The following is a 14,042-nucleotide window of genomic DNA, read 5'->3' on the forward strand; positions in this document are numbered from 1 at the left end:
TTGGGCAATAAGCTTTAAGCGTATTGCCTAAAGCTTATTGCTAACAAATTATTCTTTAATACGCTCTTGGTATGTACCTTTGGTAGTTTCTACCTTAATTTTGTCTCCTTCATTTATAAATAAAGGCACATTTACAGATGCTCCTGTTTCTACTGTAGCAGGTTTTGTTGCATTTGTAGCCGTGTTTCCCTTTACACCTGGTTCGGTATGAGTCACCTCTAAAATAACACTTGCTGGTAAATCTACAGAAAGTGGCATATTATCTTCAGAGTTGATGATAATAGTTACAATTTCTCCTTCTTTCATTAATCCAGGATTGTCTAAAGCAGCTTCTAACAAACGAATTTGAGAATAATCTGCTTCGTTCATAAAATGATAAAATTCCCCATCATGATATAAAAACTGAAACTTATGTGTTTCTACTCTTACATCATCAATTTTTCTTCCTGCCGGAAACGTGTTGTCTACTACTTTACCATTAGTAACACTTTTTAATTTTGTTCTTACAAAAGCAGGGCCTTTACCTGGTTTTACATGTAAAAACTCTACTATTTTGTATATATCGTTGTTGTATCTAATACACAATCCGTTTCTAATATCTGATGTAGTTGCCATATTTTTTTGTGCTATTTTGCCTTTAGTAATTTACTATAAGCAATATTTATTAATTTTACTTTTAAGCTTTATAAACTATTATTTGGGTATAAAAACTTAGTTAGCTTTAGAATATCCTTTCATAATTCCTCTATGAGATTCTTTGATAAAGTGAATAATCTCATCACGCTCTGGAGTTGCTTCCATTTCTGCTTCTATAATATCAATTGCTTGTGAATTGTTATAATTTCTTTGAAAAAGTATTCTATAAATATCTTGAATTTCTCTTATCTTTTCTGTTGTAAATCCTCTTCTACGTAATCCTACAGAGTTAATTCCTACATAAGAAAGAGGTTCTCTTGCGGCTTTAACAAATGGAGGAACATCTTTTCTGACCAAAGATCCACCTGTTACAAAAGCATGATTTCCTACGGATGCAAATTGATGCACTGCAACCATACCTGCTAACACAACATTATCTCCAATAGTAACGTGACCTGCTAAGGTTGTATTATTAGAAAAAATACAATTATCACCAACAAAGGTATCATGTGCAATATGACAATACGCCATTATTAAACAATTGTCACCAATTTTGGTTTTCATTCTATCTGAAGTACCTCTGTTAATAGTAACACATTCTCTAATAGTTACATTGTTACCAATTTCTACAGTAGTTTCCTCATCATTAAACTTTAAATCTTGAGGAATTGCAGAAATAACTGCTCCTGGAAAAATTCTACAATTCTCACCAATCTTAGCTCCTTCCATTATGGTTACATTAGATCCTATCCAAGTTCCAGAACCAATGGTTACATTATTATGAATGGTAGTAAAAGGTTCTATTACTACATTTCTTGCTATTTTTGCTTGCGGATGCACATACGCTAAAGGTTGATTCATCATTTATTTTTTTCTAGCAATTTGTGCCATTAATTCTGCTTCTGCAACTATTTTTCCGTTAGCATAAGCATACGCTTGCATATGGCAAATCCCTCTTCTTATCGGAGTAATTAGCTCACACTTAAATGTTAATGTATCTCCAGGTAAAACTTTTTGTTTAAACTTTACTTTATCCATTTTCATAAAGTACGTAAGATAATTTTCTGGATCTGGAACCGTATGCAAAACTAAAACGCCACCACATTGTGCCATTGCTTCAACTTGTAATACTCCTGGCATTACAGGTGACCCTGGAAAATGACCAACGAAAAAGTTCTCATTCATCGTTACATTTTTCATACCAACAACATGTGTATCCGAAAGTTCAATAATTCTATCGATTAATAAAAACGGAGGTCTATGAGGTAGTACATCCATAATTTGATGAATATCCATTAAAGGAGGTAAATTCAAATCATATTGTGGAACGTTGTTTCTTTTTTCTTGTTTAATAATTTTTGCTAATTTCTTTGCAAAAGTGGTATTAACTAAATGTCCTGGTTTATTAGCTATCACTTTTCCTTTGATTCTCATACCAACCAAAGCTAGATCTCCAATAACATCTAATAACTTATGTCTTGCAGCTTCATTAGCCCAATGTAAAGTAAGATTATCTAAAATACCGTTTGGTTTAACAGCAATATCATCTTTTTTAAATGCTGTTTTTAACTTCTCCATTGTTGCTGCAGATAATTCTTTATCTACATACACAATAGCATTATTTAAATCACCACCTTTAATAAGGTCGTGTTCTAAAAGCATTTCTATTTCATGCAAAAAGCTAAACGTTCTAGCATCAGCAATTTCTTCTTTAAAATCAGAAATTCTTTCTAAATTTGCATTTTGAGTACCTAATATTTTAGTTCCAAAATCTACCATAGTTGTAACTTGGTATTCATCTGATGGCATTAAAATAATTTCACTTCCTGTAACTTCATCTTTAAAAGAAATTATTTCTTTTACTACATATTCTTCTATATCTGCATCTTGCTCTTGAATACCAGCGCTTTCTAATGCTTCAACAAAATATTTAGAAGAACCATCCATAATTGGAGGTTCAGAAGAATCTAATTCTATTAAAAGGTTGTCTATATCTAAACCAACTGCTGCTGCCAAAACATGCTCTGAAGTCTGAATTTGAACTCCATTTCTTTCTAAGTTGGTTCCTCTTTGTGTATTAACAACATATTCTGCTTTTGCCTCTATAATTGGCGCTCCCTCTAAATCTATTCTGCTAAAAGCAAAACCATGATTTACAGGTGCAGGTTTAATTGTCATTTTTACAGTATTACCAGTATGTATACCAACACCAGATAAACTTACCTCTCTCTGAATTGTTTTTTGCTTCTTACTCATTTATTATCAGTTTTTGAGTCTTCAACTCTTTTTCTATATTGTTAATCTTCGATGCTATTTTAGGTAAATTTCTAAAATAAACCGAACTTTTATTAAAATCTTGTATTTTAAATGCAGGTGAACCATTGACCATCTCATTGTCTTTTAAACTTTTTGAGATTCCTGCTTGCGCTAATATTTTTACATTATTACCTACTGTTATATGACCAACAAAACCAACTTGTCCTCCAATCATACAATTTTCACCAATTTTTGTAGAACCAGCAATACCTGTTTGAGCTGCAATTACCGTGTTTCTCCCAATTTCTACATTATGAGCAACCTGTATTTGATTGTCTAACTTTACCCCTTCATGTATAATTGTAGATCCCATAGTGGCTCTATCAATTGTACAAGCAGAGCCAATATCTACATTGTCCTTTATAATAACATTACCAATTTGAGGTATTGCATTATAATTTCCGTTTTTATCTGGTGCAAAACCAAATCCATCTCCACCAATTATAGATCCAGAATGAATTTTGCAATTATTCCCTATAACTGTTTCTGAATAAATTTTTACTCCAGAAAAAATGACACAATTATTACCAATAATTGTATTGTCTCCAATATAGGCATTCGGATAAATTTTTACATTCTCTCCTAAAACTACATTTTCTCCTACGTAAGAGAACGCACCAATATATTCATTAACACCTATTTTTGCCGAATCAGAAATAAAATGAGGATTTTCTCTTCCCATTTTATTATTCTTAACTTCATTATAAAACGCTAATATTTTAGAAAAAGCTTCATAAGCACTTTCTACTTTTATTAGTGTTAAATTCACTTCTTTTTCCGGAACAAAAGTATTGTTAACTATAACTACGGATGCATTTGTAGTATATAAAAAAGATTTGTATTTTGGATTAGAAAGAAAGGTTAATGAACCTTTTTCTCCTTCTTCTATTTTAGATAATTTAGAAACTTCTACATCAGAATTACCAATGATGTCTCCTTCTAAAATATCTGCTATTTGTTGTGCTGTAAATTTCATTAGACGCAAAAATATAAAATTTATAGTGATTTGGCTAATCTCATTCTATTTTGGGTAACAAATAAAGTATTTTATTACCGGATTTGTGAGCGCTTGTAAATTTAATTGGTCAGATGCTTTTGCAATATCTCTTAGTTTTCCCTTTTTATTCAGAATAAAAATAGGTTTTTCTTGCTGATATGCTTGGTTTTCTATTTTTTTAGTGAAAACAAAATATTTTGCTTCATTTTCTGAAAGCTCTAATTTTTTAGAAACTTTATTTATTTTTTTATTTAATTCTGCGGCTTCAAATTCCTTTTGCTGAATTTCTATACGCAACAATTTACGATCAACAATCATTTTAGATAATAATGACAAAATTTTATCACTATGATTTGTCCATTCTTTGATGGCAGACATTACATCATAATCATCCAATTTAGAAAACATTTCTAAAGTTTCATCTGTAAAATTATCTTGCGATATTTTTTTATATAGAAAATAACGTAAAGAAGTACTTGCAAACAATTCTACTCCTTTATCCGCCAATTCTTTTGCTCTTTTTAAAACATTTACTAGCATGTTTTCTGCCACTAAACCAGTTTTATGTAAATATACTTGCCAATACATTAACCTTCTAGCAATTAAAAAATTTTCTACAGAGTAAATTCCTTTGCCTTCAATAACCAATTCATCATCCTTTACATTCATCATGGCTATTAACCGATCCGAAGAAATATTACCTTCTGTAACACCTGTGTAAAAACTATCGCGTTTTAAATAATCTAATCGATCTATATCTAATTGACTAGAAATAAGTTTGCACAAAAATTTTCTATGATATTTCCCTTCAAATATTTCGATGGCTAAATCTAGCTTTCCGTTAAATTCATCATTTAACTTTTTCATAAATTTTAATGAGATTTCTTCATGAGAAATACCATTTACAATACTATGTTCTAAAGCATGCGAAAAAGCTCCATGACCAATATCGTGCAATAAAATTGCTATATACAAACCATTTTCTTCTTCCTCAGAAATTCTTACTTGCTTAAAACGTAAAACTCTTACAGCCTTTTGCATTAAATGCATACAACCAATTGCATGATGAAAACGAGTATGATTAGCCCCTGGATACACCAAATTAGAAAAACCCATTTGAGTAATTCTTCTTAAACGTTGAAAATAACGATGTTCTATTAAATCAAAAACTAACGTATTTGGTATTTGTATGAATCCATAAATAGGATCATTCAAAATCTTTAATTTATTATGTTTTTTATTCTTCAAATGAGTGTTTTTATCAATCTATGGCAAATTACAAATTAATGCCACGAACTGGCAAATTTAAAGTTTTAGTTTTTTCTGAAAGCAATTATGTTTAGAAAAAAGAAACTTTGTCTAGAAAATAAGCTTAGTAGTTCTATTTGATTTAAAAATTCTAGATTTCTATTGTTAGTAAGTATGCCAAATTTGGCAATATTTTATCTTTTTTAAACCTTAAAAAGTACAACTTTTAATTACTTTTATCGTTAAATGTTAAAATGATAAACAAAAATATGAGCAGTATACAAATTTTATGGGTAGATGATGAAATAGAGTTATTAAAACCGCACATTCTTTTTTTGGAACGTAAAAATTATAAAGTAACTACTTGTACAAATGGTGCAGATGCTATTGATTTAGTAGGTGAACAAAATTTTGATATCGTTTTTTTAGATGAAAACATGCCTGGGTTAACAGGATTAGATACACTTGCAGCAATAAAACAAATACAGGCAAATTTGCCTGTTGTAATGATTACAAAAAGTGAAGAGGAATATATAATGGAAGAAGCAATTGGCTCTAAAATTGCCGATTATTTAATAAAACCTGTAAACCCAAATCAGATTTTATTAAGCTTAAAAAAGAATTTAGATCATTCTCGTTTAATATCAGAAAAAACAACGTCTAACTATCAACAAGAATTTAGAAAAATCTCTATGGATTTAGCCATGGTAAATTCTTACGAAGAATGGATTGATCTTTACAAAAAACTTGTTCATTGGGAGCTAGAGTTAGAAAACATTAGTGATCCTGGAATGTTAGGTATTTTAGAAAGTCAAAAGCAAGAAGCCAATAGTCAGTTTTTTAAATTCATCAAAAAAAATTATGAAGATTTTTTAACAGCACACGATAAACCTACTTTTTCACACACACTTTTTAAAAATTATGTGGTACCAGAATTAAGTAAAGACCAAGGTGTTTTATGGGTTGTAATTGATAATTTACGTTATGACCAATACAGAATTTTAGAGCCGTTAATTAATAATTATTACAAAAAGGATCAAGAATATTCTTATTTTTCCATTTTACCTACAGCAACACAATACGCTAGAAACGCAATGTTTTCTGGCTTAATGCCTTCTGAAATGGAAAAACGTCATCCAAATTTTTGGAAAAATGATACTGATGAAGGTGGAATGAATTTGTATGAAAACGACTTCTTAACAGCGCAAATAAAACGCTTAGGTTTAAACATTAAACACGAATATTACAAAATTACCAACTTAAAAAATGGTAAGGATTTAGCCGATAATTATAACGGAACCAAGCAAAACGACTTGACAGCTGTTGTGTATAATTTTGTAGACATGTTATCGCATTCTAAAACAGAAATGGAAGTTATTAAAGAATTAGCTGGAGATGACAAGGCCTATAGAAGCCTTACTTTAAGTTGGTTTAAAAACTCTCCGTTGTTCGAAATTATACAAAAAGCACAACAATTAGGTCAGAAATTAATTATTACCACAGACCACGGAACCATTAATTGTAAAAACCCAACCAAGGTAATTGGGGATAAAAATATAAGTGCCAATTTGCGTTACAAAACCGGTAGAAGCCTTTCTTACGAAGATAAAGATGTATATGCTGTTAGAAACCCTAAAGACATATTTTTACCAACAATAGCAATGAATAGCCCGTTTATTTTTGCTAAAGAAGATTTATTTTTTGCATACCCAAACAACTTTAATCACTTTGTAAAGTACTATAAAAACACCTATCAACACGGAGGCATTTCTCTAGAAGAAGTCATTATTCCTTGTGCTGTTTATAGCCCGAAATAAGAAAGTGTGAAGTCAAAGAACAAGTTTTTTTATATACATATCGTTTTAAGTATTAGAAGCTGTTTCCTGCTTTCACTACTCGCTTTTTTCGTACCTCAAAAGAGCTCAAACACACCGTTCAATCAGGGCTAAACTTCATTGCTTGCTGAATAAATTATAAAAAAGCCTGATAAGTTTTAAAATACTTATCAGGCTTTTTATATGTATCAAATTGTGTAACAGCCTTTATTACTCGTTTTTCTATTTAATAACTTTATGTATTATTGACTAAAAACAATAACTTAATACTGAATACTTTTTCTATTTTTGTCTTTATGAACAAAAACTATTCTTTAGAAAACTTATCTGAAGTTGCAGCAGAACTTATTTCATCCGCAGAAAATAAAACTTTATTATTTTACGGACAAATGGGTGTTGGTAAAACAACCCTTATTAAAGAAATCTGCAAACAATTAGGTGTTTTAGACAACATCTCCTCTCCTACTTTTTCATTAGTAAATGAATATCAAACGAATAATAATAAAAAAGTTTTCCATTTCGATTTCTACAGAATTACAGAAGAAGAGGAGGCTTTAGACATGGGAATTGAAGAATATTTAGATAATAATGATTGGTGTTTAATAGAATGGCCAGAAAATATAGAAAATTTACTACCTTTAGAGGCTGTTCAAATTTATTTGTCTATTTTAAATGACGAACAACGAAACATTCATCTAAAATAACCTAACTATGAGTTCATTTTCTCCTTTCAGTAAAGAAGAATTGCTTCCGCAAGAAGAAATGTTGGAAATTAAAAGGCAAAAAGGAGAACTATTTATTGGTTTGCCAAAAGAAACCTATTTAGGTGAAAAACGAGTTTGTTTAACTCCAGATGCCGTTTCTGCCTTATGTGCTCACGGACATAGAGTTGTAATAGAAACAGGAGCTGGAGATCATGCTAATTATGCAGATAAAGAATATTCTGAAGCTGGTGCAAAAATTTCTTACGATATAGAAGAAGCTTTTAAATGCAATATTGTATTAAAAGTTGCTCCACCAACAGAAAAAGAAATCGAATACATAAATCCGCAAACAATTCTAATTTCTTCTTTGCAGTTAAAAACTCAAAATAAAAAATACTTTGAGTGTTTGGCAAAAAAAAGAATCACAGCAGTTGCTTTCGATTATATTAAAGATGACCATAATACGTATCCTATTGTAAAGTCTTTAAGTGAAATTGCAGGTACAGCTTCTGTTTTAATTGCTGCAGAATTAATGAGCGGAATTAATAAAGGAAACGGACTATTATTAGGTAATATTGGTGGTGTTCCGCCTTCTAGCGTCGTAATTTTTGGAGCAGGAACTGTTGGTGAATATGCCGCAAAAACAGCTATCGGTTTAGGTGCAAGAGTTAAAGTTTTTGACAATTCTATTAGTAAATTACGCAAACTACAAGATTCTTTAAGCGCACCTATTTACACTTCTACATTACAGCCAAAATCGGTTGCAAAAGCATTAATGCGTGCAGATGTAGCTATTGGAGCCATTAGAGGTAAAAATAGATCGCCTATTTGCGCTACAGAAGAAATGATAGAAACCATGAAGGAAGGCGCTGTTATTATAGATGTTAGCATAGATAGAGGTGGTTGTTTTGAAACTTCTAATGTTACTACGCACAAAACACCAACATTTATAAAACATGGTGTTGTACATTACTGTGTGCCAAATATTCCTGCTCGTTATGCTAGAACAGCATCTTTGTCTATTAGTAATATATTTACACCTTACTTATTGGATATTGCAGAAGAAGGAGGTTTTGAAAATGCAGCTCGTTTTGATAAAAGTTTAAGAAACGGAATGTATTTCTATCATGGAATTTTAACAAACAAAACAGTTGCAGATTGGTTTAATTTACCATTTAGAGATATTAACTTATTAATGCTTTAAGTTCTTTTTTGCCGTATTGTTTTAATTTATTAATTTTAGTTAACTATGAACCACAAATCTTTAGCATTAAGTATAATACCTTTAAATAGATTTTTAAAATCTTTTATTTTTATTAGTGTATTTTTAATTACAACTTCTTTATTTTCTCAAACAGTAAGTATCGATGATACTTCTTTTACAGAAGAACAACTTGCAAACCAACTTGTAGAAGATAGTTGTATCTTAAAATCTAACTTTACATTTTCTTCAAACAAATCTGTTGCTAATTTTAACAACAATGGTGGTAGTTTTCCTATATCTAAAGGTATTATTATTAGGTCTGGAAAGGCCAAAAATACTGAAGGTGCTTTTACCAACACAAACTTAAGTACAACCACGACTACTGATGGTGATGATGATTTACAAAGAATAAATGAACTAGATGGAGGCGTTTCTGATATTACAGATGTAGGTTTTTTAGAATTTAATTTTACACCAATAGGAAACAGATTTAACTTCAATTACATATTTGCTTCAAATGAATATGGAAATTTTCAATGTGATAGTAGAGATTTATTTGCAATTATATTAACAAATATAAGTACTGGAGAAACTATTAATATTGCTAAAATACCAGAATCGGATACAAGTATATCTGTTAAAAACATTAGAGATGGACAATATAATATTAATTGCCCTTCAAATAATGAAGACTTATTTAGCTCCTATTATGTTAACAATACTGATAATTCTACAATTAATATGAGAGGTTTTACAGAAATTCTAAATGCTTCTGCAACTGTAATACCTAATAATGAGTATAAAATAAAATTTGTTATTGGAGATTATGATAATTCAGATTTTGACTCTGCAGTTTTTATAGAAGCAGGTAGTTTTAGCAATACCTTAAATTTAGGAGAAAATCAAGAACTTTGTACAGGAGAAAATATTAGTATCGATTCTGGTTTTTTTAATACAGATAATTTTGAATTTGTATGGACCAAAGACGGAATTCCTTTAACAGAAACCGGAACAGCAATAACAATTGATAGTCCTGGTGTATACGGTTTAACAATAACCTCTTTAACAGATGTTACTTGTTCTATAAATGATGAAATTACAATATCAACCATTACAGCAACAAAACCAGATGATATAACAATTTGTACAGATGATACAACTATTGATCTTCTGAATAGAATAGACGCTATAATATTAAATGGATTAACAGCTGCAAATTACAATATTAACTATTATACAACAGAAGATAATGCAAATAACAATATAGATCCTATTACAGCCCCTTCAAATTATCCCATAACAAATAACACATTTACACTTTGGGCTAGGTTATCTAATACCACTAAAGTATGTGTTGATGTTGTTAATTTTAACGTAGAAGTTAATTCACTTCCATTAGTCGATGATTTACCAGATGTTAATGTCTGTTTAGAACATCAATTAACAAGACTAACAAATGGTAGGTATTTCACTTCTGCTGCAGGAGGTGGTACTGAGTTATTTGAAGGTGATATAATAACAAACGACGCAACTATATATATTTACAATGAAAACCTTGTAACTGGTTGTACTAACGAAACTTCTTTTAAGGTTTCATTGGCAAGAAACTTTAATATAGCGCTAGAACATTGTGGTTCATATACAATTCCTAGTACTTCTTTAGGTAAATTTTATACAGCTCCAAATGGTGTAGATGAAATATTGGCTGGTACAATTTTAACAGATGATACTACTATCTATTTTTATTCAGAAGTAAACGGTACGGCTTGTCAAGAAACACAATTCGATTTAATTATTCACCCAACTCCTGCAGTAGATACTTTAGATGATATTATTACTTGCGAATCTACTACACTTGCACCTTTAACAAATGGAAATTATTATACAGGAGCAAATGGAACAGGAACGCTATTAAATGCAGGTGATATAATAACAGCTACACAACGCATTTATATTTACAACGAAGAACCTATTACAAAATGCCCAAGTGAAGAAAGTTTTTTTGAAGTAATAATTGTAAAATCAAAAGATTTTCAAGACCTTGAAATCTGTGAAATTTATAGAATCCCCAATCAACCTATTGGTAAATATTATACAGATAGCACCCTTAGTCAAGAATTAGTAGCAGGAACAGAAATTACAACTTCACAATCTATCTATTATTTTGTAGAAGAAATAACAACTAGTCCTAATTGTACTGGTTACGAAATAGCAATTACAATTAACCCGCTTCCAGAAGTAGATCAATTAAGTGACCTTATAAATTGTATAGATGATTTACCTACCTTACCAGCTTTAGTTAATGGTAATTACTTTACAGGCAGAAACGCTTCTGGTACTGAGTTGTTTGCTGGTGATGAAATAAATAGCACACAAACAATTTACATCTATAATACCAATGATAATTGTAGCGCAGAAACTAATTTTAGAGTAACTATTAAACCAATACCAACAATACCAGATGTTTTTGATATTTCTTTATGTGAACTATATATTTTACCAGACATCAGTTTTGGAGGAAGATTTTTTACAGAATCTAACGGACAAGGTATTGAGTTATTTGCTGGTGATGCAATAGAAGAAACACAAGATATTTATATCTACAATCAAGATACAGACATAGCAACCTGTGCAAATGAAAAAGTTTTTACAGTAAGTATATTAAATATTGAAGTAGATGTTTTTGATGATGTAAACGCCTGTGTTACTTTTGTTTTACCTGCATTAACAAAACCAGGAAATTACTATAAAAATGACGATAAAACAGGTTTATTAAATGCTGGAGATATTATTGATGAAACACAAACTATTTATATTATAGGAGATGATACAAGATTTATACCTTGTCAAAATAATAGTAGTTTTACAGTTACTGTATTCGAAAAACCAGATTTAGGAGTATTAGACGATATAGATTTATGTGGCTCTGTAACGCTACCAACAATATCAATACCTAATATAATAGTAGAATATTATAGAGGTCCTAATAAAACAGATTTAATAGATCCTTTAGAATATACTATAACAAACACAAGTAGTCTAACTGAAACACAAGAAATCTATGTACACGCGTATCAAGAAGAACACCCAGATTGTTTTATAGATGATGTTTTTTCAATTACAATATATCCTTTATTAGATTTAAATGTTCTTGGAGGCGCTATTTGTGTTGATCATAGTACCAACACAACAAATAATCCATTTTTAATAGAAACAGGGTTAGACGCAACTGTTTATGACATAAAATGGTATTTAGAAGGAAGTTTATTAAACCCAACCTCTGTAGCAGATTGGAATGCTACAAAAGCAGGTACATACACAATAGAAGCTACTAAAATTAGACCTCTAAATAATGCCGATTGTAATTATAAGCCAACAGACGTAATAATAGCAAGTTCTAGCCCCGAATTTGAAATTAAATTTTTAACAGATAATTTCTCTAATTTTTATGCTGTAGAAATCGAAACTATTAATCAAGGTTTAGGTAGTTATCAATACGCTTTAGATGATGGTGCTTTTCAAGAGTCTAATTTCTTCGATAACATTAAACCAGGTACATATAACATTACAATTAAAGACCTTACAGGTATTTGTAATAACTTAACATTAGAACTTGTTGCATTAGATTATCCTAAGTTTTTTACTCCTAATAACGATAATAAAAATGATCGATGGAACATCCCTGACCTAGCAAACGATTTAAACGCTACTATAACTATTTATGATAGATATGGAAAATTGATAAACGCTATTAAACCTAGTGAGTTAGGATGGGATGGTTTTAATACTAATGGAAATAAAATGCCAAGTACAGATTATTGGTTTGTATTAAAGTATACTAAAGACGGAAACGAAGCTATTTTTAGATCACACTTTTCTTTAATAAGAAAATAAGTAATATTATTTAAAACTGAATAAAAGACTTAAATTTGCATTTCAAAATTGTACAATGCTCATTAAACGAATAGGATATTATTTAGTAGGTTTATCATTAGGTTCTGTTGCCGTATATTTTTTCTGGCAAAAAAAACAAGCTACCTTTGATTATGGAATGGATGCTAGGACACTAAAATCTATCAGAATAAAAGAACGTTTATTTTCTGAAGATGCTAGAAATGCGATGCATAAATTCGATATTGATACTTTAAAAATAAACACCATTTTATATACAGGTGATGTAAATTTTGGAAAAAGTAAACCAAGACAAGAACCTTGTGCAGAATACTATATTACTGGTACAAAAGAATTAGAAAAGGTTAGTTTATTAGTAAAACGCTGCGAAACTTCTGCAACAATAGAAAAAATAATAGTAGATTAATACTATTTTCAAAATAAAGACTCCGTTATAATTCCTGCAAAAGCAAGAATTATAACGGAGTCTTTAACAATTAAATAAGCTCAGAAAAATATTATTCTGTCTTTAGATTTTCTAGGTAATACTTCTCTATTTTGTCTACATTTTTAATTGTTTTCTTTACCCAATTAAAATATAAAACGTCTTTTTCCTCTTTTGATAACTGCCAATCTACGTTAGAATTTCTCAATTTTGTAGTTACATCTTGTAGAATAATTGCTGCAGCTACAGATATATTTAAGCTTTCTGTAAAACCAACCATTGGTATTTTTAAAAAACCATCTGCTTGCTCTTTTACATAATCAGAAACACCCTCTGCTTCCACTCCAAATACAAATGCCGATTTTTTTGTAATATCAAAATCTTGTAATAAACAAGAATCATTATGAGGTGTTGTTGCAATAATTTGATATCCTTGTTCTCGTAAATTTTCTAAACACACCTTAGTGTTATCTCCGTCTTTTTTATAACGTTTAGAGGTAATCCATTTTTGAGAACCTTTTGCAACATGTCTTGAAACTTTATTGGTGTATTTATTTTCTATGGCATGTACATCTTGTACACCAAAAATATCTGCAGTTCTAACTACTGCACTTGCATTATGAGGCTGAAAAATATCTTCTAAAACCACTGTAAAATGTCTTGTTCTATCTTCTAAAACCTTTTTAAAAAGATCTTTCCTTTTATCGGTTAAATAGGTTTCAAAATAATTTAATAGTTTTTCATCAATCATAATTACAAACTTAGA

The 14,042-nt window shown here is 30.1% G+C and carries 11 protein-coding genes; 5 read left to right on the forward strand and 6 right to left on the reverse strand.

Going from position 1 to position 14,042, the window contains the following annotated elements; all coding sequences use genetic code 11:
• Positions 1 to 48: 48 nt before the first annotated feature.
• The 5 genes from efp to WG945_RS03025 all read right to left on the reverse strand — a co-directional run bounded on the left by efp (position 49) and on the right by WG945_RS03025 (position 5,197).
• A complete protein-coding gene (gene efp, locus WG945_RS03005) occupies positions 49 to 615 on the reverse strand; it encodes an elongation factor P (RefSeq protein WP_068448072.1) in 567 nt (188 codons plus the stop codon).
• 96 nt (positions 616 to 711) lie between these two features.
• A complete protein-coding gene (gene lpxA / locus WG945_RS03010; RefSeq protein ID WP_068448164.1) occupies positions 712 to 1,497 on the reverse strand; it encodes an acyl-ACP--UDP-N-acetylglucosamine O-acyltransferase in 786 nt (261 codons plus the stop codon).
• Between the two features lie 3 nt (positions 1,498 to 1,500).
• Positions 1,501 to 2,892, reverse strand: a complete 1,392-nt coding sequence (locus WG945_RS03015; protein WP_068448074.1) for a bifunctional UDP-3-O-[3-hydroxymyristoyl] N-acetylglucosamine deacetylase/3-hydroxyacyl-ACP dehydratase — start codon at positions 2,890 to 2,892, stop codon at positions 1,501 to 1,503.
• Positions 2,885 to 3,928, reverse strand: a complete 1,044-nt coding sequence (gene lpxD, locus WG945_RS03020) for a UDP-3-O-(3-hydroxymyristoyl)glucosamine N-acyltransferase (RefSeq protein ID WP_068448076.1) — start codon at positions 3,926 to 3,928, stop codon at positions 2,885 to 2,887. The genes WG945_RS03015 and lpxD overlap by 8 nt, the downstream gene beginning before the upstream one ends.
• A 45-nt stretch (positions 3,929 to 3,973) precedes the next feature.
• A complete protein-coding gene (locus WG945_RS03025; protein ID WP_068448078.1) occupies positions 3,974 to 5,197 on the reverse strand; it encodes an HD domain-containing protein in 1,224 nt (407 codons plus the stop codon).
• A 269-nt stretch (positions 5,198 to 5,466) separates the two neighbouring features.
• Between WG945_RS03025 and WG945_RS03030 the strand changes: the two genes are divergently transcribed.
• From WG945_RS03030 to WG945_RS03050, 5 genes are all read left to right on the forward strand, one after another.
• Positions 5,467 to 7,014 (forward strand): bifunctional response regulator/alkaline phosphatase family protein, encoded by a 1,548-nt coding sequence (locus WG945_RS03030; protein WP_068448166.1) that lies wholly within the window; start codon positions 5,467 to 5,469, stop codon positions 7,012 to 7,014.
• A 314-nt stretch (positions 7,015 to 7,328) separates the two neighbouring features.
• Positions 7,329 to 7,736 carry a tRNA (adenosine(37)-N6)-threonylcarbamoyltransferase complex ATPase subunit type 1 TsaE gene (tsaE, locus tag WG945_RS03035; protein ID WP_068448080.1) on the forward strand — a complete coding sequence of 136 codons (408 nt, stop codon included), beginning with the start codon at positions 7,329 to 7,331 and terminating at the stop codon, positions 7,734 to 7,736.
• Between the two features lie 7 nt (positions 7,737 to 7,743).
• Complete coding sequence (locus WG945_RS03040) at positions 7,744 to 8,940, forward strand: alanine dehydrogenase (RefSeq protein WP_068448082.1); 1,197 nt, start codon at positions 7,744 to 7,746, stop codon at positions 8,938 to 8,940.
• Between the two features lie 45 nt (positions 8,941 to 8,985).
• Positions 8,986 to 12,834 carry a T9SS type B sorting domain-containing protein gene (locus WG945_RS03045; RefSeq protein ID WP_068448084.1) on the forward strand — a complete coding sequence of 1,283 codons (3,849 nt, stop codon included), beginning with the start codon at positions 8,986 to 8,988 and terminating at the stop codon, positions 12,832 to 12,834.
• Positions 12,835 to 12,889: 55 nt separating this feature from the next.
• Complete coding sequence (locus WG945_RS03050) at positions 12,890 to 13,258, forward strand: DUF4258 domain-containing protein (protein WP_068448086.1); 369 nt, start codon at positions 12,890 to 12,892, stop codon at positions 13,256 to 13,258.
• Positions 13,259 to 13,349: 91 nt separating this feature from the next.
• On the opposite strand, the gene WG945_RS03055 is transcribed toward WG945_RS03050, so the two are convergent.
• Positions 13,350 to 14,027 carry a TrmH family RNA methyltransferase gene (locus WG945_RS03055; RefSeq protein ID WP_068448168.1) on the reverse strand — a complete coding sequence of 226 codons (678 nt, stop codon included), beginning with the start codon at positions 14,025 to 14,027 and terminating at the stop codon, positions 13,350 to 13,352.
• Positions 14,028 to 14,042: the final 15 nt, after the last annotated feature.

The sequence above is a fragment of the Polaribacter atrinae genome (genome assembly GCF_038023995.1).
Lineage (GTDB): Bacteria > Bacteroidota > Bacteroidia > Flavobacteriales > Flavobacteriaceae > Polaribacter > Polaribacter atrinae.